At 70.8% G+C, this 20,460-nt stretch carries 21 protein-coding genes, 1 tRNA gene and 1 riboswitch; of the genes, 8 read left to right on the plus strand and 14 right to left on the minus strand.

Annotation, left to right across the window (positions count from 1 at the left end):
- The first annotated feature begins 43 nt into the window (after window positions 1-43).
- A complete protein-coding gene (locus tag ACLJPL_RS04360; RefSeq protein ID WP_411079461.1) occupies window positions 44-349 on the plus strand; it encodes a hypothetical protein in 306 nt (101 codons plus the stop codon).
- A gap of 81 nt (window positions 350-430) precedes the next feature.
- On the opposite strand, the gene ACLJPL_RS04365 is transcribed toward ACLJPL_RS04360, so the two are convergent.
- Window positions 431-997 carry an NADPH-dependent FMN reductase gene (locus ACLJPL_RS04365; RefSeq protein WP_411079301.1) on the minus strand — a complete coding sequence of 189 codons (567 nt, stop codon included), beginning with the start codon at window positions 995-997 and terminating at the stop codon, window positions 431-433.
- A gap of 95 nt (window positions 998-1,092) precedes the next feature.
- Entirely contained in the window at window positions 1,093-1,725 is a 633-nt protein-coding gene (locus ACLJPL_RS04370) for a YczE/YyaS/YitT family protein (protein WP_411079462.1), read from the minus strand.
- Between the two features lie 161 nt (window positions 1,726-1,886).
- Between ACLJPL_RS04370 and ACLJPL_RS04375 the strand changes: the two genes are divergently transcribed.
- Entirely contained in the window at window positions 1,887-2,393 is a 507-nt protein-coding gene (locus ACLJPL_RS04375; protein ID WP_411079302.1) for a MarR family winged helix-turn-helix transcriptional regulator, read from the plus strand.
- A 168-nt stretch (window positions 2,394-2,561) separates the two neighbouring features.
- Here ACLJPL_RS04375 and ACLJPL_RS04380 read toward each other — a convergent pair whose 3' ends face one another.
- Window positions 2,562-4,028: a DUF445 domain-containing protein gene (locus ACLJPL_RS04380; RefSeq protein WP_411079463.1), complete on the minus strand. Its 1,467-nt coding sequence runs from the start codon at window positions 4,026-4,028 to the stop codon at window positions 2,562-2,564.
- Between the two features lie 451 nt (window positions 4,029-4,479).
- Here ACLJPL_RS04380 and ACLJPL_RS04385 point away from each other — a divergent pair, with 451 nt between their 5' ends.
- On the plus strand, window positions 4,480-5,721 hold the full coding sequence (locus ACLJPL_RS04385; RefSeq protein WP_411079303.1) for an SGNH/GDSL hydrolase family protein: 1,242 nt from the start codon (window positions 4,480-4,482) through the stop codon (window positions 5,719-5,721).
- Window positions 5,722-5,858: 137 nt separating this feature from the next.
- Here the strand turns inward: ACLJPL_RS04385 and ACLJPL_RS04390 are convergent, their stop codons facing one another.
- The 4 genes from ACLJPL_RS04390 to ACLJPL_RS04405 form a co-directional block, all read right to left on the minus strand.
- Window positions 5,859-6,563 (minus strand): DUF1707 domain-containing protein, encoded by a 705-nt coding sequence (locus ACLJPL_RS04390; protein ID WP_411079464.1) that lies wholly within the window; start codon window positions 6,561-6,563, stop codon window positions 5,859-5,861.
- 118 nt (window positions 6,564-6,681) lie between these two features.
- Window positions 6,682-7,764: an ATP-binding cassette domain-containing protein gene (locus ACLJPL_RS04395; protein WP_411079465.1), complete on the minus strand. Its 1,083-nt coding sequence runs from the start codon at window positions 7,762-7,764 to the stop codon at window positions 6,682-6,684.
- Between the two features lie 80 nt (window positions 7,765-7,844).
- Window positions 7,845-8,723: an ABC transporter permease gene (locus ACLJPL_RS04400; protein ID WP_411079304.1), complete on the minus strand. Its 879-nt coding sequence runs from the start codon at window positions 8,721-8,723 to the stop codon at window positions 7,845-7,847.
- A complete protein-coding gene (locus tag ACLJPL_RS04405; protein ID WP_411079305.1) occupies window positions 8,716-9,516 on the minus strand; it encodes an ABC transporter permease in 801 nt (266 codons plus the stop codon). The genes ACLJPL_RS04400 and ACLJPL_RS04405 overlap by 8 nt, the downstream gene beginning before the upstream one ends.
- Window positions 9,517-9,780: 264 nt before the next feature.
- Between ACLJPL_RS04405 and ACLJPL_RS04410 the strand changes: the two genes are divergently transcribed.
- A complete protein-coding gene (locus ACLJPL_RS04410; protein ID WP_411079306.1) occupies window positions 9,781-12,168 on the plus strand; it encodes a transglycosylase domain-containing protein in 2,388 nt (795 codons plus the stop codon).
- Between the two features lie 61 nt (window positions 12,169-12,229).
- Here ACLJPL_RS04410 and ACLJPL_RS04415 read toward each other — a convergent pair whose 3' ends face one another.
- The 3 genes from ACLJPL_RS04415 to ACLJPL_RS04425 form a co-directional block, all read right to left on the minus strand.
- Window positions 12,230-12,550, minus strand: coding sequence for a DMT family transporter (locus ACLJPL_RS04415; RefSeq protein ID WP_018488630.1), 321 nt, complete (start codon window positions 12,548-12,550; stop codon window positions 12,230-12,232).
- 36 nt (window positions 12,551-12,586) lie between these two features.
- Window positions 12,587-12,650, minus strand: a riboswitch (guanidine-III (ykkC-III) riboswitch).
- Window positions 12,651-12,791: 141 nt separating this feature from the next.
- Window positions 12,792-13,133, minus strand: coding sequence for a GroES family chaperonin (locus ACLJPL_RS04420; RefSeq protein WP_411079307.1), 342 nt, complete (start codon window positions 13,131-13,133; stop codon window positions 12,792-12,794).
- 70 nt (window positions 13,134-13,203) lie between these two features.
- On the minus strand, window positions 13,204-13,521 hold the full coding sequence (locus tag ACLJPL_RS04425) for a DUF3618 domain-containing protein (RefSeq protein ID WP_411079308.1): 318 nt from the start codon (window positions 13,519-13,521) through the stop codon (window positions 13,204-13,206).
- Window positions 13,522-13,662: 141 nt separating this feature from the next.
- On the opposite strand from ACLJPL_RS04425, the gene bcp reads away from it, so the two are divergent.
- From bcp to ACLJPL_RS04440, 3 genes are all read left to right on the plus strand, one after another.
- Window positions 13,663-14,130 carry a thioredoxin-dependent thiol peroxidase gene (gene bcp, locus ACLJPL_RS04430; protein WP_411079309.1) on the plus strand — a complete coding sequence of 156 codons (468 nt, stop codon included), beginning with the start codon at window positions 13,663-13,665 and terminating at the stop codon, window positions 14,128-14,130.
- 372 nt (window positions 14,131-14,502) lie between these two features.
- Window positions 14,503-15,999: a glycine betaine/L-proline transporter ProP gene (proP, locus tag ACLJPL_RS04435; RefSeq protein ID WP_411079310.1), complete on the plus strand. Its 1,497-nt coding sequence runs from the start codon at window positions 14,503-14,505 to the stop codon at window positions 15,997-15,999.
- 408 nt (window positions 16,000-16,407) lie between these two features.
- A tRNA-Leu gene (locus ACLJPL_RS04440) sits at window positions 16,408-16,492 on the plus strand.
- Between the two features lie 56 nt (window positions 16,493-16,548).
- Here the strand turns inward: ACLJPL_RS04440 and rdgB are convergent.
- The 4 genes from rdgB to ACLJPL_RS04460 all read right to left on the minus strand — a co-directional run bounded on the left by rdgB (window position 16,549) and on the right by ACLJPL_RS04460 (window position 18,937).
- Window positions 16,549-17,151: an RdgB/HAM1 family non-canonical purine NTP pyrophosphatase gene (gene rdgB / locus ACLJPL_RS04445; RefSeq protein WP_411079311.1), complete on the minus strand. Its 603-nt coding sequence runs from the start codon at window positions 17,149-17,151 to the stop codon at window positions 16,549-16,551.
- Between the two features lie 120 nt (window positions 17,152-17,271).
- Complete coding sequence (locus ACLJPL_RS04450; RefSeq protein WP_411079312.1) at window positions 17,272-17,661, minus strand: hypothetical protein; 390 nt, start codon at window positions 17,659-17,661, stop codon at window positions 17,272-17,274.
- A 123-nt stretch (window positions 17,662-17,784) separates the two neighbouring features.
- Window positions 17,785-18,522, minus strand: coding sequence for a ribonuclease PH (gene rph, locus ACLJPL_RS04455; protein WP_411079313.1), 738 nt, complete (start codon window positions 18,520-18,522; stop codon window positions 17,785-17,787).
- A 181-nt stretch (window positions 18,523-18,703) separates the two neighbouring features.
- The gene (locus ACLJPL_RS04460) at window positions 18,704-18,937 is read right to left on the minus strand and encodes a glucose PTS transporter subunit EIIB (protein WP_015608814.1); all 234 of its coding nucleotides are present in this window, start codon (window positions 18,935-18,937) and stop codon (window positions 18,704-18,706) included.
- Window positions 18,938-19,160: 223 nt separating this feature from the next.
- Between ACLJPL_RS04460 and ACLJPL_RS04465 the strand changes: the two genes are divergently transcribed.
- Window positions 19,161-20,420 carry a PTS transporter subunit EIIC gene (locus ACLJPL_RS04465; protein ID WP_411079314.1) on the plus strand — a complete coding sequence of 420 codons (1,260 nt, stop codon included), beginning with the start codon at window positions 19,161-19,163 and terminating at the stop codon, window positions 20,418-20,420.
- Window positions 20,421-20,460: the final 40 nt, after the last annotated feature.

Consider the following 20,460-nt stretch of genomic DNA (forward strand, 5'->3'; position numbering starts at 1 on the left):
GCACACGGCTACGGCTACGGACATGAAGGCGATGGTGGCGGAGATGGCGAAGGTTCCGGCAGCGGTGGTTGCGGCGAGCGGGCTCGTCGGGGGTTACGGCGTCGCCCGGTGGACCAAAAAGCGTCCGCTCGGCGGGGTCGCGCTCGCCGCCGCCGGGTCCCTGGCCGCGTACGAGTGGAACCGCCAGGCCGGTCCCCGCGCGGCCACCGCGCTGACCGTCGCGTACGTCGCCGCCTTCGCCGGTTCGCACCCGCTCGCCAAGAAGGTCGGAGCCTGGCCCGCCGTCTTCAGCGTCGCGGGCGGCGTGGCCGCCGCGTCCTGGGCCGTCACCCGCCGCGCCACCCGCTAGGACGGACCTCCTGTGAGGCTGTACGGCCGTCCCCCGTGCGGCCGTACAGCCACCCCATCACGCCGTCACGCCGTCACGCCGTCACGCCGGAAGAGGTTGCGGGGCCGTCAGCAGCTCCGCCACCTCGGCCAGTACGGCCCGGGCCCCCTCCTCGTGCTCGGGCAGGGGGTCGAAGCGCCCGTCCTGCTCGATCCGGTCCTCGATCCCCGGGATCGACAGGGACGTGACAGCCGGGCGCAGTCCGACGCGGCCCAGGACGGGCCGGATCATCTCCACCGCCGGCGCGCCGCCCGAGGCCCCCGCGCTGTAGCTGACGAGGCCCACCGGCTTGCCCTGCCACTCCTGGTACAGGAAGTCGATCGCGTTCTTCAGGGGCGCGCCGAAGCCGCCGTTGTACATCGGCATCACGATCACGAACGCGTCGGCGGCGTCCGTCATCACGCTCCACTCCTTGGTGTGCCGGTGGATGTAGCGGCGCTCGGAGGGATGCTCGGGCTCGTCCAGGAACGGGAGGGCGACCTCCCCGAGATCGACGAGCCTGGTGTCGAACGAGGCGTTGCCGGTGGCCAGTTCGGTGATCCAGCGGGCCACAGAACGCCCCAGGGACGTCGGACGGGTGCTGGCGGAGATGACGTGCAGACGAGACATGTACCGATCCTGTTCAGGAGAGGAAGGACAAGGGAGAGGCGGGGGGAGAGGGGAGGCGACAAGGGAGAGGCGGGGAGGAGAAGGAGGGCAGGGGCTCACCCCGCACAAGCACCGTCCGTACGAACACCGCTCGGACGCACCCGGCCCCCACGAGCACCGTCCGCACGGGCCCGGCCCGGCCGACCGCGACCCGGACGACCGCGACCCGGGCCACCGCCGTCCCCATCCAGCGCCAGCCTCCGTACCGCCGGTTGGGCCAGCGGGCCGATCAGCACCGCGAACAGCAGCGTGCCGATCCCGACCGTGCCGCCGAGCAGCCAGCCGACCGCGACGACCACCACCTCGATCACCGTGCGCGCCAGCCGCAGGGAGACGCCCCGCTCGGCCAGGCCGGTCATCAGGCCGTCACGCGGGCCCGGTCCGAGTCCGGCCCCGATGTAGAGGCCCGTGGCGAAGGCGTTGAGCCCGATCCCCAGGAGGAGCAGGGGAATCCGTACCGCGAGGCCGTCCGGTTCGGGCAGCACGCTCAGTGCGGCGTCGGCGGCCAGGCCGACCACGAGCACGTTGGCGAGCGTGCCGACGCCGGGCCGGACCCTCAGCGGTATCCAGAGGAGCAGGACGAGCACGCCCACCCCGTTCACCACCAGGCCGAACGGCAGCCCGGTGGTGTGGGCGAGCCCTTGGTGCAGCACGTCCCAGGAAGGGACGCCGAGTCCGGCGGTGATCATCAGCGCGACGCTGACGCCGAACAGGACGAGACCGCACGAGAGATACAGCGCCCGGATCACAGGCCCTCCCCTCAACTAGTTGACGTGTCACTCACTGGCATGGGCATCACCGTAGAGGGCATATGAATGACACGTCAATCACTTTGTGGGATCGTGGAACGGTGAACCCCGAACCTCGTTGGCTCTCCGACCGCGAACAGCGCGCATGGCAGGCGTACCGCCGTATGTTCCTGCTGCTCAACGCCCAGGTGTCGCGCGATCTCGCCCGGGACAGCTCGCTGTCCGACGCCGACTACGACGTCCTGTCCAACCTCGGGTCCCGCCCGGAACACCGGGGCCGTGTCAGCGAGATCGCGGACCGGATGCTCTGGTCCCGCAGCCGCCTCTCCCACCACCTGGCCCGTATGGAGCAGCGCGGTCTGCTCGTGCGCGAGGAGTGCGCGACGGACGGCCGCGGAGCCGTCGTCGTCCTCACCGAGGAGGGGCTGCGCGCGATCGAGGACGCGGCGGGTCCGCACGTCGAGTCCGTACGGCGGTACTTCATCGATCTGCTCACGCCCGAGCAGATCGACGCCTTCGCCGAGATCGGCGAGACGGTCGTGGGCGGGCTGACGGCGGCGGACACCGGCACGAGCGGCCCGGCGAAAAAGAAGGCGGCGCGGCGTTGAACACCCGCCGCGCCGCGCCCGTACTACCGGGCACCTCCCCCGCGTAAGCCGGGTGCGTACCCGTACGACAGGACGGGTACGCACCCGGAACCCCGGTCACAGAGGGCGCTTCAGGCCCCTCAGCCCCTCAGTCCCTCAAGCCCTCAGGCCCCTCAGTCCCTCAAGCCCTCAGGCCCCCAGCGCCTGCGACACCGTGTGGATCGCCAGGCCCGCCAGCGCGCCGACCACCGTGCCGTTGATGCGGATGAACTGGAGGTCGCGGCCGATGTGCGCCTCGATCTTCTTCGACGTCTGGTCCGCGTCCCAGCTCGCCACGGTCTCGCTGATCAGTGAGGTGATCTCGGCCCGGTACGTCGTGACCACGTACACCGCCGCGTCCTCCAGCCAGCCGTCCAGCTTGCCCCGGAGACGCTCGTCGCTCGCCAGCTTGGCTCCCAGCGACATCAGCGACGCCCGGGCCCGCAGCCGCAGTTCGCTGCGCTCGTCCTCGGCCGTCGCCATGATCATCGTACGGACGGAGGACCAGGCCGACGCGATGACGTCCTGCACCTCGCCGCGGCCCAGGATCTCCGACTTCAGCCGGTCCACCCGGGCCCGGGTGTCGGCGTCGCTCTGGAGGTCGGCCGCGAAGTCGGTGAGGAAGGTGTCGATGGAGCCGCGCGCCGGGTGGCCCGGCATGTCCCGCATCTCCGTGACGAACCGCAGCAGCTCCTTGTAGACCCGCTCCCCCACCCGCTTGTCGACGAACCGGGGCGTCCACCCCGGAGCGCCGCCCTGCACCGCGTCCATCACCGAGTCGCCGTGCTCCACCAGCCAGTCGTGCGCCCGTACGCAGACGAGGTCGACGACCTTGCGATGGCCGCCGTCCGCCACGACCCGCTCCAGCATCTTGCCGAGACCGGGCCCGACCTCCGCCGCGTTCGCCCGGCGGGTGATGGCCTCGCCGACGATCGCCTGGACGTCGGAGTCCCGCAGCACCGTCAGCGCGCCGCGCAGCGCCGTCGCCAGCTCGGCGGTGACCCGGTCGGCGTGTTCCGGCTCCGCCAGCCACGCGCCGACCCTCCGACCCACGCCCAGAGCGTGAATTCGGTCACGAATGACGTCTCCGGAGAGAAAGTTCTCCCCGACGAAGGAACCAAGTGACTGCCCCAGCTGATCCTTCTTGGTGGGGATGATCGCGGTGTGGGGGATGGGCAGGCCGAGCGGACGCCGGAAGAGCGCCGTGACGGCGAACCAGTCCGCCAGAGCGCCCACCATCCCCGCCTCGGCAGCCGCTGCGACGTAGCCCGGCCAGCCCGTCACACCTGAGTGTTCCGCCCAGGTGGCCAGGACGTACACGAGCGCGACCAGCAGAAGGAGACCGGTGGCCGTGATCTTCATACGCCGTACGCCGCGCTGCTTCTCCTCGTCGGCGGCGGTGTACGAGAACGAGGCGAGCGGCACCGCGCCGAGCGGCCCGGCTCCGGCGGCCGCCCCGGATCCCTCCCCGGGTCCCGTCCCGGGTCCCGCGCCGGACCCCGCCCCGGGTCCCGCGCCTGATTCCGGCCGGTGCTCCGGGTCGGCAGGGGGCGTGGGGCCGGGTGGAGGGGGCGTGGAGCCGGGTCCGGAACCCGTCCCGGCATCCTCCCGCGACATCCCCCGCGACGCCTTCGGCGTGCCCGCCGCGAGTGCGCGCACCCCGTCCTCGTCATTGGCCGACAGGCCGTCAGCGCCGTTATCCTTCCCCGTCGAGGGAAGGGATTCCTTCCCCGTCCCGGGGGCGGCCTCCCTCTCCGTCGCGGGGGCGGACTCCTTCTCCTTCGCCGGGGTGGGCTCCCTCCCCGTCGCCGGGGTGGACTCCTCCTCCGTCCCGCTCCCGGTTCCTTCGGGGTCCTGGCCCGGCTCCTGTCCCGGCCCATGCACCGCGTCCTGCTCTCCGGAACCGCTCCGTTCCATGCGCTCCATCCGCTCCGCCCGTCCGCGTACGCCACGCCCCCGTGCGTTACGCATTGTCCCTGCCTCACCTACTCCCGGGGCGCACGTCGAGTTCCCCACGGTCTGTCGCATCATGGGATCAGCACGATCATCACAAGGAGAACCACCGCACATGCCCAGGCGCCAGGGGTACGCCCTGCTCATCGCCCTCGTGGCGGGCACCGCCGTACTCGCGGTCGCTGCCGCCTTCGGCACGACGCTGTTCACCGACCGCCGGCCGACGCCGCGCCCGCCCGCCGAGACGCACGCGGCCGCCCGTAACCCGGTCGCCCCCGCCAACGCCGGCGGGAACTGGGTCGCCACCTGGACCATGGCGCCTGTCGGTGCGGAGCCCAACACCGAGAACGGATTCCCCGGAAACACCATCCGTAACATCGTGCACACAAGCGTCGGCGGGGACGCCGCGCGCATCACGGTCTCCAACCTCTTCGGGACCGTGCCCCTCGTCGTCGACCGGGCCACGGTCAACACCCGCCCGGTGACCTTCGGCGGCGCCGCCGTCGTCACCGTCGCGGCGGGCGGGCAGGTCGTCAGCGATCCGGTGACCGTGCCCGTCGCCGCCGACTCCGACCTGGAGGTCAGCTTCCGCACCCCGCGCCCGGGCGGCCCGGTCACCTACCACCCCAACACCCACCAGACGTCCTACCTGATCGACGGCCGCGGCACCTGGAGCACCACCCACTGGCGCTACCTCACCCGCGTGGACGTCCTCAACGAGGCCGCGCCCGGCGCCGTCGTCGCCATCGGGGACTCACTGACCGCCGGCAGCGGCTCCACCACCGACGCCAACTCCCGCTGGCCCGACATCCTCGCCGACCGGCTGAACGGCCGGTACGGGGTCGCCAACGCGGGCATAGCCGGCAACCGGCTCCTGCGGCCGGGCACCAGCGGCCAGGGCGGCGTCGACCGGTTCGAGCGCGACGTGCTCTCGGTCGCCGGGGCGCGCACCGTGTTCGTGGCCCTCGGCATCAACGACGTACAGCAGACACCCCAGGAGACCGACCCGCAGCGCATCGTGGAGGGGCTGCGCTCCCTCACCGAGCGGGCACGGGCGCGCGGGCTGACGGTGGTCGGCGCGACGCTGACCCCGTTCGAGGGCTTCTCCAGCTGGACGCCGGAGCGCAACGCCGTACGGCTGGCGGTCAACGAGCGCATACGGGCGGGCGGCGTCTTCGACGCGTACGTCGACTTCGACGAGGCGGTACGCGACCCCGGCGCGCCGAACCGGATCCACCCGGCGTACGACTCCGGCGACCACCTGCACTTCAACGACGCCGGGTACCGGGCGCTCGGCGAGCGGGTGGACCTGGCGTCCGTGGAGCGGGCCCGCACGCCGAAGTCCGACGAGCTGTGAGCTGCTGTGAGCTGATGTGCTGACGCGGTGACGTGCTGGCGTACGGCGGGGGCCTCAGCCAGCTCCTTGCGGCCGCCGCCGCCGTCCTCCGGGCCACCCAGCCCAGCTTCTTGCGGCCGCCCCCGTCCCCCCGGCCCTCAGCCCAGCTCCTTGCGGCCGCCGTCCTCCGGGCCCTCCAGGCGATTGCGCTCGCGGGCCGCCAGCTCGGCCTGCTCGGCCTCCTTCAGACGGCGGCGCTCCGCCTTCGTCCGCTTGCGGTCCACGCCGACGCCGCCCATCAGCGCGAACCCGGTGACCACCACGTGCGGGGCGTCCGGGGCGGGTTCGCCCTCCTCGTTCGAGCCCTCGCCGAAGCCGCCCATGATGCCGATGCCCCGGACCTCCACGTTCAGCTCGGGCGGGGCCGTCACATGGACGCCGCCCATGATCGTGACGCAGCGGATGACGATCTGGCGGTCCTCGAAGTTCGCCTCGCGCAGGTCGATCTCACCCCCGCCCCACATCGCGAACGCGGTGAACTTCCGGGCCACCGTCCAGCGGCCCTTCCGGTTGAAGCCGCCCCAGAAGGCGAACGCCCCCTTCGACGTCGCCGCCCCTCCGACCCGGGCCGGCCAGTTCGCGGCGGAACCACGGGCCGGGGCGGGCGCGGACGAGCCCACCCGGGCCACCGCCGAACCCGGAGCCGGAAGGTCCTGGACGAGCGGTTCCAACTCCCCGTGCGTACGCGCCTTGTAGGCGGTGTCGAGGCGCTGCTCGAACTCGTCCATCTCCAGGCGGCCCTCGGCCACGGCCTCGCGCAGCAACTCGGCGATCCGCTCACGCTCAGCATCGGAGGCGCGCATTTCCGGACGTTCACTTGTCATACTGCGCAGCCTATTGAACAGACCCGTTCCCGGCACAGACCTGCAGGCCCACGACCTGCGCGCGTCGGCCCCGGGCCCCCGACCGGCGCCCTCCGGGTTACGGCGTGACCCCGCCCTCGTACATCTTCGCGATCACGGCCTCGATGTCGGGCTCCCGCACCGACAGGTCCATCAGCGGGTACTCCGCCGCGATCCGCGCCACCAGCGGGGCGGCCGACGCGGAGGCGGGGAAGGCCAGCCACTGGCGCGGGCCCTCCACCTTGACCGCCCGCAGGGCCGGCCCCGGTCCGTCGGACGTCAGCTCGATCGGCGGGAGTTCGCGCTCCAGGTCCACCACGAGCATCCGCTCGCTCTCCCCCGCCTCATGGAGCCCGGCGAGCGAACCGTCGTACATCAGACGGCCGTGGTCGATCACCATCACCCGCCGGCAGAGCTGCTCGATGTCGGTCAGGTCGTGCGTCGTCAGCAGGACCGTGGTTCCCCGTTCCGCGTTCAACTCCTGGAGGAACTGGCGCACTTTGGCCTTCGAGATCACATCGAGCCCGATCGTCGGCTCGTCGAGATAGAGCACCTCGGGGTCGTGCAGCAGGGCCGCCGCGATGTCGCCCCGCATCCGCTGACCGAGGGAGAGTTGCCGTACGGGAACCTCCAACAGCTCTCCCAGGTCCAGCAGTTCGACGCAGCGGTCCAGGTTCTCCCGGTAACGGCGGTCCGGGATGCGGTACATGCGGTGCATCAGCCGGTACGAGTCGCGCAGCGGCAGGTCCCACCACAGCGTCGTCCGCTGGCCGAAGACCACGCCGATGCGGTGAGCCAGGCGCGTACGCTCCCGGGACGGGTCGATGCCCGCCACGCGCAGCCGGCCGCCGCTCGGGGTGAGGATGCCCGTCAGCATCTTGATCGTGGTCGACTTGCCGGCCCCGTTCGGGCCGATGTAGCCGACCATCTCGCCGCGCGCCACCTGGAAGCTGATGCCGTCCACGGCCCGGACCTCACGCCGCTCCCGGCGCAGCAGGCCGGTCCGGCGGCTGACCTGGAAGACCTTCTCGACGCCGTCGAGGGTGATGAAGCCGTCGTCACCCCGGGCCGTGCCGGAGACCGTACGCGTCCCCACGCCCACGCCCGTGCCCACGTCCACCCCCGCTCCCGTCCCCGTACCCACGCCGTCACCCGTACCCATACCCGTACCGTCACCCATGCCCGTACCCTCCTCCGTCGCCCCACTCGCCCCACTCGCCCCGCTCATCCCACTCGCCCCGCTCAACTCCCCGTACTCCGGTACGTCCGCAGCCCCGCCCGCCACGCGAGCCCCGCCAGCGCGCAGCACGCCGCGGCCACCACCGGCGTCAGGAACGCCACCCACTGCGGCAGGTCCAGCGGGTACTCCCGGTCCAGCAGGTACAGCGCGGGCAGCCAGCTGACGAAGGCCAGCGGGACCACGAACGTCACCCCGCGCACCAGGTCCTTCGCGAAGATCGTCGGCGGGTACTGGAGCAGCGTCGCCCCGCCGTACGTGAAGGCGCTCTGCACCTGCGAGGCGTCCTGGGCGACGAACTGGAAGGCCGCCCCGGCCACGAAGACCGCGCCGAAGACCGCCGCCCCGCTCACCAGCATCACCGGCAGCATCAGCACCTTCAGGGGCGTCCACGCGATGTCCAGGGTGATCAGCGCATAGCCGAGCACGGCGAGGCCCTGGAGGATCCGCCCGATCCTGCGCAGCGCGAACCGGTCCGCCGCCACCTGCGCCAGCACCGGGACCGGCCGCACCAGCAGGGTGTCGAGTGTTCCGTCCCGTACCCGGCGGCCCAGCCGCTCCATCGAGCCCAGCAGCAGGTCGCACACCCCGAAGGCCGTCGCCGACACCCCGTAGAGGAGGGCGATCTCCGGGAGCGTGTAGCCGCCCAGCGCGTCGACGTGCGTGAACATCAGGACGATCGTGAGGAAGTCGAAGGCGGTCGCCGCGAGATTCCCGAACGTCGTCATGACGAACGAGGCCCGGTACGCCATCGTCGAGCGCACCCACATCGCCACGATCAGCCCGTACGCACGCAGCCCCTCCAGCAGCCGGGGCCGGTCCTCGTACGCGAAGCCGCCGGGATCCCCGCCCTCCTCGGGCCGCACCGCAACCGTCTCAGCCACCCTGCACCACCACCCTCCTCGTCGCGACGCCCTGGAGCAGCCGCCCCGCCAGCAGGAGCGCCACCGCCCAGCCGCCCTGGAACGCGTACGCCTCCAGCAGCCCCCACCCCGTGTACTTGCCGAGGAACACATCGGCCGGGATCTGGAGCAGCGAGGACCACGGCAGCATCCGGGCGACCTCGCCCAGGAGTCCGGGGAACAGCGGCAGCGGCAGCAGCATCCCGGAGAAGAACAGCCCCAGCAGCATGGACATCTGGGTCGCCCCCGCCCCGTCCAGCAGCCAGAACGCCGACAGCGCGACCAGGAAGCGCACGGCGAAGCTCACGACGACGCCCAGCAGCACGGAGAGGAGGAACGCGGGCCAGATCCACGGCGAACCGGGGAGCGCGATATCGAAGGCGAGCGCCCCCGCGAGCATCGGCACCACCCCGCGCCCCAGCAGCTGGAACGCCGCCCGGCCCAGATCCCCGGCCAGCCACCACAGCTGGAGGTCGATGGGGCGGTACAGGTCCACGGCGACGTCCCCCGTACGGATCCGCTCCATCAGCTCGTCCTCGAAGCCGCCGCCCATCATGGCGCAGGCCGCCAGCAGGGCCTGCCCGATCCAGACGTACGCCAGCGCCTGGGACATGTCGTACCCGCCGAGCTGCGGGCGTTGGTCCCACAGGGCGGTGTAGGTGTACGCCAGGATGAAGCCGAAGACGGTGTTGGTGAACACCCCCGCGGCCGTCGCCGTCCGATATGTGGTGTAGCGCCGGAAACCGCCCGCCGCCACCACTGCGTACAGCCGCACGCCCGTCCCCTCTCCCCCGCCGGGCCGCACGGACGCAAGGCCGCGCTCCGGTTCCGGACACCAAAGCGCACGACCTTAGTGCACGGACGGAGACCGCCGCGACCGGATTTCCGGGGGACGGGGATGGGGGCGGGGACGGGGGGACGACGGGGGACAGAGAAGGAGAACGGGGGAGAACGGGGGAGATCGAAGGATGATACGAGGGTTTCCCGGCGAAACGGGCACTATGGGAACACTGACCGCACCCGAGGAGCCCGCACCGACATGAGCGACGAGCCACAGAACTGGGCCCCTCGGGACCCCTCAGCCGCCTCCGCGACCCCCGGGAACGGTGCGCGGGAGGGGGAGACTCCAGGAAAGAAGGGGAAGGCGGGAAGGAAGGGGCGACCCAAGAGGACCGGATGGCGACGCCTCGTCCCCACCTGGCGGATGACCCTCGCCGCCGTCGTCGGCCTCGCCCTCCTGCTCGGCGGCGGGTTCTTCGCCGGATACCAGCTCGTCGACATCCCCGCCGCCAACGCCGGCGCGGACGCCGAGTCCAACGTCTACTTCTACGAGGACGGCACCGTCCTGGCCCGCGACGGCAAGGTGAACCGGGAAAAGATCAAGCTCTCCCAGGTCCCGCGCACCGTCCAGCAGGCCGTACTCGCCGCCGAGGACCGCGACTTCTACTCCCAGCCCGCCGTCGACGTGAGGGCCATGTTCCGGGCCGGCTGGAACACCGCGACCGGCAAGGGCAAGCAGGGCGGCTCCACCATCACCCAGCAGTACGTCAAGAACTACTACCTGGGCCAGGAACGGACCGTCGTCCGCAAGGCCAAGGAGTTCTTCATCGCGATCAAACTCAACCGCGAGCAGAGCAAGGACCAGATCTTCGAGGGCTACCTCAACACCAGCTATTTCGGGCGCAACGCCTACGGCATCCAGGCCGCCGCCCAGGCGTACTACGGCAAGAACGTCGAGGACCTCACCACCGCCGAAGGCGCGTACCTCGCCTCCCTGCTGAACGCCCCCAGCGCCTACGACGTCGTCGCCCACCCCGACAGCAAGCCCGCGGCCCTGGACCGCTGGAACTACGTCCTGGACGGCATGGTCAAGGAGGGCTGGCTGGACGCCGCCGAACGGGGGACGACCGAATTCCCCGTACCCGGCGAGGCCAAGCCCCCCACCAGCCTCTCCGGCCAGCGCGGCTATCTGGTGCAGGCCGTCGAGGACTACCTCACCGGCAACGGGATCATCGACGAGAAGACCCTCGCCACGGGCGGCCACCGCATCACCACCACCCTCGACAAGAAGAAGCAGGACGCCTTCGTCGAGGCCGTCAACGCCAACGTGACGTCCAAGCGGAGCGACGACCGCGACGCCGACCGCAACGTCCGCGTCGGCGGCGCGTCCATCGTCCCGCAGACCGGCGAGGTCGTCGCGATGTACGGCGGCATCGACTACACCCAGCAGTACGTCAACAACGCCACCCGCCGCGACTACCAGGTCGGCTCCACCTTCAAGCCGTTCGTCCTCACCGCCGCCGTCGCCCACGACTCCACCACCCAGGACGGCCGCCGCATCACCCCCGAGTCCTACTACGACGGCACCAACAAGCGCACCGTCCAGGGCTTCCAGAGCTCCACCGCCTACGCCCCCGCCAACGAGGACGACGTCGACTACGGGCAGATCACCGTCCGCACCGCCACCGACAAGTCCGTCAACGCGGTCTACGCGCAGATGGCCCAGGACGTCGGCCCCCAGAAGGTCAAGGAGACCGCCGTCGCCCTCGGCATCCCCGCCTCCACCCCCGACCTCACCGCCTCCCCCTCCATCGCGCTCGGCCCCGCCACCGCCAGCGTCCTGGACCTCACCGAGGCGTACGCCACGCTCGCCAACCACGGCCGGCACGGCCCGTACACGCTCGTCGACAGCATCAGCAAGAACGGTACGGAGATCGAGCTGCCCGAGCGGAAGGCGAAGCAGGCCGTCACCCGCGAGGCCGCCGACACCACCACCGCCGTCCTGCGCAGCGTCGTGGAAGGCGGAACGGGCTCCGCCGCCCAGGCCGTCGGCCGCCCCGCCGTGGGCAAGACCGGCACGGCCGAGGAGGACAAGGCCGCCTGGTTCGCCGGCTACACCCCCGACCTCGCCACCGTCGTCGCCGTCATGGGCCAGGACCCCGACAGCGGCGCGCAGACCCCGCTGTACGGAGCCCTCGGCATGCCCCGCATCAACGGCGGCGGCGCTCCGGCCGAGACCTGGGCCGCCTACACGGAAGCGGCCCTGCGCTCCTCCCCGGCCCAGGAGTTCGACCTCGAACAGGCCCCCGGCTCCGACGAACCCCAGGAGCCCGGCGACGAGAGCACCGGAACCACCGGCCCCTCCACCCCCGCCGACGCCACCCCCAGCTCACCGGCCGACACCGCCCCCGCGGCGCCGACGACCCCCGCCCGGCCCAGCGGCGACGACGACGCCGGGACCGAAGGCGCGGCGGACGGCGGCGCGGGGGACGCGGAAGGAACCACGACCGGCGGGGACGGCGGAGGCGACGGCGGAACGGGAGGCGATAGCGGCGCCACCACCGGCGACGGCGGCAACGGCGACCCGAACACCATCAGCGGCCTCATCGAAGGCGTACGCGGCACCCGCCCCTCCGGCGGCGAGTGACGCGCCGGGGTGAGCGGGTGGGCGTAGCGGGAGGGGCGCACCGGGAGGCGCACCGGGGGTGTCAGTGCCCGGACGTCGCCTTCAGGCCCACCACGGCGACCAGCAGCAGACAGACGAAGAAGATCCGGGCGGCGGTCACCGGCTCGTTCAGGACGACCATGCCGAGGATCGCCGCACCGGCCGCGCCGATGCCGACCCATACGCCGTACGCCGTCCCGATCGGCAGCGTCTTCGCGGCGTGCGACAGCAGCACCATGCTCGCCACGATCCCGAGGCCGGTGAACACGCTCGGCCACAGCCGGGTGAACCCCTCGGTGTACTTCATCCCGATCGACCAGCCCACTTCGAGCAGACCGGCGATGATCAACAGAACCCAGGCCACGGCAGAACCTCCGACGACGAACACGCGAACAACACGGGTGCGTCGTCTTTTCCTGCCCGGTACGGCGCGTCTCGTCGGGGTGCTTCCACCGTAGCAAGGAACGGCGGGTGGGGGCGGTGACCACGGTCACCGCCCCCACCCGCCGCTACGGATGTCGCTGCGGGTGCCTCTACGGGTATCGCTACAGACAGCTATAGACGGCTACATACAGCTACAGGTCGCCACGGATCGCCACAGGTCGCTACAGATACAGCCCGGTCGAATCCACCGAACCCTCGAACCGGTCCGCCGCCACCGCGTGCAGATCGCGCTCCCGCATCAACACGTAGGCCACGCCCCGCACCTCGACCTCGGCACGGTCCTCGGGGTCGTACAGCACCCGGTCCCCCGGCTCCACCGTCCGCACGTTCTGACCGACCGCGACCACCACCGCCCAGGCCAGCCGCCGGCCCACCGCGGCGGTCGCCGGGATGAGGATGCCGCCGCCGGAACGCCGCTCGCCCTCGGCGGCGTCGTTCCGCACCAGCACACGGTCGTGCAGCATGCGGATGGGCAGTTTGTCGTCGTGGGTCTTCTCGCTCACGCCCGCAACCTACCGCCACCGCCCCGGGCCCCATGCCCGAGGGGCCCGTCCGCCGCCCGCCGGAGAGCGGTCACGCGCGGCGGCGCTTGGACACGGTGAGCAGCCCCACCACGCCCACCACCAGCAGCGCGGCGGGAATCACCCGCTCCAGCCGCGGCGAACCGTCCTCCGCGACGAACTGCGCCTTCACGTTCGACACCGAGCGATTCACCGCGACGAACGCCCGCCCGGCCGTCCGGTCCACGTTCTGGACCGCTTTCGCCTTCGCGTCGCCGATGATCGTCTTCGGGTGTACGCGCACCCCGATCTCATCGAGCACCACCGCGAGCTGCTCGCGCCTGCTGATGATGTCCGCCTCGATCTGCGCAGGGGTCCTGGCATCCGACACTGCGCCGCCTCCGTGGTCGTGTCCGGTAAACCTTCATCTGAACCTTCGTCGACAGTCTGTCAGCTCAACCCCCCGCGCACCCGGCGGCACCCCTATTACGCTCGGTCCCGTCCGACCCGTGCACCACCCGAGGAGAACCACATGAGCGAGCGACTCAAGCCCGGCGACCCCGCTCCCGCCTTCACCCTTCCCGACGCCGACGGCAACGAGGTCTCGCTCGCGGACCACAAGGGCCGCAAGGTCATCGTCTACTTCTACCCGGCGGCTCTTACCCCCGGTTGCACCAAGCAGGCATGCGACTTCACGGACAACCTCGACGTCCTGGCGAACGCCGGATACGACGTCATCGGCGTCTCCCCCGACAAGCCGGAGAAGCTCGCGAAGTTCCGCGAGCAGGAGAACCTGAAGGTCACCCTGGTCGGCGACCCGTCCAAGGAGACCCTGGAGGCGTACGGCGCCTTCGGCGAGAAGAAGCTCTACGGCAAAGTGGTGACGGGCGTCATCCGCTCGACCGTCGTCGTGGACGAGGAGGGCAAGGTCGAGCACGCCTTCTACAACGTCAAGGCGACCGGCCATGTCGCCAAGATCATCAGGGATCTGGGCGTCTGACCCCCGGGCTCCCGGCCCGCCTCAGCCCTGGCCGGTCTCCGGCTCCGGCTCCGGCTCCAACCCTGGCCGGTCCCGGCCCTGGCCCCGCCCCCGCACCGCCCCGGATGGGCCATCCGGGGCGGGCGAACCGAACGCCCTCCCCCGCGACCCCGGGGCCGGGGCGGCACGGGAGCGGGTATCGCCCCCGGAACGCTCCCACGCCCCTCTATGACCGTTTCCGGCCATACTGGCCGACACCCAGCTTCCACTCCTGCCCCGGAACCACGCCGGGAACATGTGAGGGAGATCGCATCCGACCAAGAAGTCGGTTTGCGACCGCCACGACCGCGCAGAAGCCTTTCCTGGAACACCCTCCGAGGAAAGGACCCGGCCATGGCGGCCCCCGACCCCCACCAGGCGGCCGACCCCCAAGCGGTCAAACGCCATCCCACGCTCTTCCGGGCGGTCCGCAAGCGCAGGAATCCACGGCTGCGCCGGACGGACATCACCGTCACGGACGACGCCGCGGTGAAGCGCGCCGTGAAAGCGGCCTCGCTGGGCAACGCCATGGAGTGGTTCGACTTCGGCATCTACTCCTATCTGGCCGTGACCATCGGCCATGTGTTCTTCCCGTCCGGGAACGAGACGACGCAGCTCCTCTCCTCCTTCGCGACCTTCGCCGTGGCCTTCCTCGTACGCCCGCTCGGCGGCATGTTCTTCGGCCCGATGGGCGACAAGATCGGCCGCAAGAAGGTCCTCGCGCTGACGATGATCCTGATGGCGATCGGCACGTTCGCCATCGGCCTGATCCCCTCGCACCAGACGATCGGCGTCTGGGCCGCCGTCCTGCTGATCTTCTTCCGCATGCTCCAGGGCTTCTCCACGGGCGGCGAGTACGGCGGCGCGTCCACGTTCATCGCCGAGTACGCCCCCGACAAGCGCCGCGGCTTCTTCGGCAGCTTCCTGGAGTTCGGCACCCTGGCGGGCTACGTGTGCGCGGCCGGGCTGGTGACGGCCCTGTACGCCCTCCTGGACACCGCGCAGATGGAGTCCTGGGGCTGGCGCATCCCCTTCCTCGTCGCGGGCCCGCTGGGCCTGGTCGGCCTCTATCTGCGACTGCGCCTGGACGAGACCCCGGCCTTCCAGAAGCTGGAGGGCGGCACGGCCCACGCGACCGAGGCGGCGGACGGGGTGGAGACGACGGCCAAGGGGGACCTGGCGAAGATCTTCCGGCAGTACTGGCCGACGCTGATCCTCTGCATCTGCCTGGTGGGCGCGTACAACATCACCGACTACATGTTGTTGTCGTACATGCCGACGTACCTCTCCGACGAACTCGGCTACAGCGAGACGCACGGGCTGCTGATCCTGCTCGCGGTGATGCTGTTCCTGATGGCGATCATCAGCCAGGTCGGCAAGCTCTCCGACCGCTTCGGCCGCAAACCTCTGCTCATGACCGGGATGCTGGGCTTCCTCTTCCTCTCCCTGCCGGCGTTCCTCCTCATCCGGATCGACGGCATCCTCCCGATCACGGTCGGCATGCTGCTGCTGGGCCTCTCCCTGGTCTGCATGCTCGGCACGATGTCCGCGGCCCTGCCGGCCCTGTTCCCGACGCACGTCCGTTACGGATCCCTGTCGGTCGGCTACAACCTCTCCGCGTCGATCTTCGGCGGTACGACCCCGCTGGTGATCACGGCCCTGATCAGCTGGACCGGCTCCAACCTGATGCCCGCGTACTACGCGATGGCGGCGGCCCTGGTCGGCGTGATCGCGGTCGCCTGCATGAAGGAGACCGCCCAACAGCCCCTGATCGGCTCCCCGCCCTCGGTGGAGACGGACGAGGAGGCGGCACAACTGGTCCAGGCACAGGCTCCCGAACCCAAGTTCTAATCCCTCCCGCCCGGGCGAACGGCCCGCACCGCTTCGGTCGACGCGAAGCGGTGCGGGCCGTTCCGCATCTTGTCGTACAGCGGATGTGCCTCTCCGATAAGCGGTTCGTTGATCCGTACGAGGCCGCGAACGCGCGGCCGGATACGAAGGAGGTCCTTGCGCCTGTGGTCGCCGTGTCGACGAGCGTCTATGAGGTGCTGCGGCGTCTCGGTCTGGAGACTGTGGGGGGCCACCACAGCAACATCAGCAGGCGACCGGAGCGACGACCGCGCCGAGAACCTCCGGTTGCTGTGCCCCAACTGCCATACGGTCAGCACTACTTGGCGCCGAGGGGGCGCACGCGCGATCCCACGCCAGGAACGCTCACTCCACCCCGGCCGATTCGCCCGGTACGATGACATGCGTCTAGCGGCGGTGGTGCAGCTGGCGACACAGCAGACTTAGGATCTGTGGCCCGTGAAACGGCTTGAGGGTTCGAATCCCTTCCGCCGCACCGAGAACGGCCTGCGAATCGAAGCACTGATGCGCAGGCCGTTTGTCGTTCCGGCCCTACCCCACCAACTCCCGCACCACCGGCACCAACGCCCGGAACGCCTTGCCGCGGTGGCTGATCGCGTTCTTCTCCGCCGGGGTCAGCTCCGCGCAGGTGCGGGTCTCGCCCTCCGGCTGGAGGATCGGGTCGTAGCCGAAGCCGTGGGTGCCGGACGGGGTGTGGCGCAGGGTGCCGTTGAGGCGGCCCTCGACGACGCGTTCGGTGCCGTCCGGGAGGGCCAGGGCGGCGGCGCAGGCGAAGTACGCGCCGCGGTGGGCGTCGGCGATGTCGCCGAGCTGGGCCAGGAGCAGGTCGAGGTTGGCCGTGTCGTCGCCGTGGACGCCGGACCAGCGGGCCGAGAAGATGCCGGGGGCGCCGCCGAGGACGTCGACGCAGAGGCCGGAGTCGTCGGCGACGGCCGGGAGGCCGGTGGCGCGGGCCAGGGCGTGGGCCTTGAGGAGCGCGTTCTCGGCGAAGGTGACGCCGGTCTCCTTGACGTCCGGGATGTCCGGGTACGCGTCCGCGCCGACGAGGTCGTGGTCGAGTCCCGCGTCGGCGAGGATGGCGTGGAGTTCGGTGATTTTCCCGGCGTTGCGGGTGGCGAGGATCAGGCGCTTCATACGGCGATTATCGCCGGGCCGACGCGGCAGCCGGCCGCGCCCCTCCCCCCGTACACCGGCGCCACGGCCGGTCGCGCCCCGCGCCCGTAACGGCCCGCCTCCCCCCTACGGCGTGCGGACCTACGGCGTGCAGACCTTGCCGATCTCCGTCGCCGCGCTCGTCACCGGGGTGATGTCGGGGGTCGCGTCGCCCTTCTCGATGGCGGTGCGGACGTTGGTGACGCCTGCCTGGAGGTCGTCGATCGCCTTCGAGAGGTCGGCGTCGTCCGTGGTGTCGCCGAGGTTCTTGAGCTCGCGGTCGATCTCGTCCAGGGACTCCGATGCCTGGGTGATGTCCTCGGAGGCGTTGGAGACGGCCCGTTCGAGCTTGCCGACGCTGGTGGCGATGGCGTCGGCGGTGCGGACGCAGTCGAGGGCCTTGTCGATTCCGGCGCAGCCCGCGGCCGTGGTGAGCGTCAGCAGAGCGGCGGCGGTGGCGAGTGCGAGGCGTTGGTGGCGGCGCGAAGCCATGGTGCGGTCCCTCCCCGGGAATCGGTACGCGGACGGGCGCACGGTTCGACCCGTGCGCCCGTGCTCGTAACGACGCTGTGTGGTGCGTACTTGGTTGCTTCTTTACCCGGGGAGCGTGTGTCGTCACGCGTCCTGGGTGCGGGCGAGTGCGTCGGTCTGGAGGGTGGCGAGGTCGACGCAGCCCGCGGTGGCCAGGTCGAGGAGTGCGCCGAGCTCCTTGCGGTCGAAGGGGGCGCCCTCGGCGGTGCCCTGGACCTCGACGAAGCGGCCGTCGCCGGTGCAGACGACGTTCATGTCGGTCTCGGCGCGGACGTCCTCCTCGTAGCAGAGGTCGAGGAGGGGGGTGCCGTCGACGATGCCGACGCTGATGGCGGCGACGGTGTCGGTGAGGGGCTTGCGGCCGGCCTTGACGATCTTCCTGCCCTGGGCCCAGGCGACGGCGTCGGCGAGGGCGACGTACGCGCCGGTGATGGCGGCGGTGCGGGTGCCGCCGTCCGCCTGGAGGACGTCGCAGTCCAGGACGATGGTGTTCTCGCCGAGCGCCTTGTAGTCGATGACGGCGCGCAGCGAACGGCCGATCAGGCGGCTGATCTCGTGGGTGCGTCCGCCGATCTTGCCGCGTACGGCTTCGCGGTCGCCGCGGGTGTTGGTGGAGCGGGGCAGCATGGAGTACTCGGCGGTGACCCAGCCTTCGCCGCTGCCCTTGCGCCAGCGCGGGACGCCTTCGGTGACGGAGGCGGTGCAGAAGACTTTGGTGTCGCCGAAGGAGATGAGAACCGATCCTTCGGCGTGCTTGCTCCAGCCGCGTTCGATGGTGACGGGGCGGAGCTGTTCGGGGGTGCGGCCGTCGATGCGAGACATGGGGCCGACTTTATCCGTTGGCGGGGGTGGGTCCGTTCGGGTGTGGGGGACGCCGGCGGGGTGGGTGGGGCAAGCGTCCGCGGGGCGGGTACGGCACAGGCCCCGTCCACGGTGGGGGTGCGGGGCCTGCGGGTGCGGACGGCCTTGCGGCTTCCGCGGTGTCCGGCGGGGTGTCAGCCGGTCACATCATGTCTTCGATGTCGGCGGCGATGGGGTCGGCGTCGGTGCCGATGACGACCTGGATCGCGGTGCCCATCTTGACGACGCCGTGGGCGCCGGCGGCCTTCAGGGCGGCTTCGTCGACCTTGCTGGCGTCGTGGACCTCGGTGCGGAGGCGGGTGATGCAGCCTTCGATCTCGTCGATGTTCTCGATGCCGCCGAGCCCGGCGACGATCTTCTCAGCCTTGGTGGCCATGTCCTTCTCCCTGGTTTTCGCGTGCAGACGGGCCGCCCGCTGCGGGTCCGTTTCGTCACGGTAACGCACGGTTGGCCCAACTTCGCGGGCGGGTAACCGGACTATCACCAAAGATAACGATCACCGGTGCCCTGTCTTCGGGGCGGGTCCCGGACCGTGACGCAACTGGTCTACACCAGTTTGCGACGACCGCCAAACGAGGCTTGTTCCGGGAAGGACGCCGATGAGTTCGAGCGCCGCTGCGGCACCGCAGCCAAAATGGTGGAACGGGCCGGTCCAGGGCTTGCAGAAGGTCGGCCGCAGCCTCCAGCTCCCGGTGGCCGTCCTCCCGGCGGCGGGCCTGCTCGTCAGCCTCGGCAACCTCTTCGCCTCCTCCCTCCACGGCGCTTTCTGGGAGAAGACCGCCTCGGTCCTGCTCAACGGCGGCACCGCGATCCTCGACGGCAAGGTCGGCCTGCCGCTGCTCTTCTGCATCGGCGTGGCCATCGGCTTCGCGAAGAAGGCGGACGGCTCCACCGCGCTCGCGGCCGTGGTGGGCTTCCTCGTCTACCGGGGCGTCCTCGGGGCGTTCCCCATGGACGGCACGGTGACGGACGAGCTGCCCGCCGGCGAGCCGCAGAACCCCGGCGTCCTCGGCGGCATCCTGATCGGCCTGCTGACCGCGGTGGTCTGGCAGCGCTACCACCGCACCAAGCTGGTGGACTGGCTCGGCTTCTTCAACGGCCGACGGCTGGTGCCGATCCTGATGGCGTTCCTCTGCGTGATCCTGGGCGTGCTGTTCGGGCTGCTGTGGCAGCCGGTGGGCGACGGGCTGACCTGGTTCTCCAAGCAGCTGATCGACCTCGGCTCGTGGGGTGCGGCGATCTTCGGCTTCGCGAACCGGCTGCTGATCCCGATCGGCATGCACCAGTTCCTGAACACGTTCTTCTGGTTCCAGGCGGGCGAGTTCACGGGGGCGGACGGCGCGACCGTCCAGGGCGACATCTCCCGGTTCTTCGCCGAGGACCCGACGGCCGGGCAGTTCACCTCGGGCTTCTTCCCGATCATGATGTTCGGCCTGCCCGCCGCCGCCCTGGCCATCACCCACACCGCGCGGCCCGAGCGCCGCAAGGAGGTGGGCGGCCTGATGTTCTCGGTGGCGCTGACCTCGTTCGTCACGGGGGTGACCGAGCCGCTGGAGTTCTCGTTCATGTTCGTCGCGCCGCTGCTGTACGGGGCGCACGCGGTGCTCACCGGGGCGTCGATGGGCATCACCTGGCTGCTGGGGGTGCATGCCGGGTTCACCTTCTCGGCCGGGTTGATCGACTACGTCGTGAACTGGCATCTGGATACGAAACCGTGGCTGATCATCCCGATCGGCGCGTGCTTCGCGGTGGTCTACTACATCGTCTTCCGCTTCGCGATCACCAAGTTCAACCTCAAGACGCCCGGGCGCGAACCGGAGGAGATCGAGAAGGAGATCGCGCGGGACCTCACGAAGTAGCAGGACAGAGGGGGTTTCACCCCGCTCGCGCAAGGCCCTC

The organism is Streptomyces sp. cmx-18-6 (genome assembly GCF_046548915.1).
Lineage (GTDB): Bacteria > Actinomycetota > Actinomycetes > Streptomycetales > Streptomycetaceae > Streptomyces.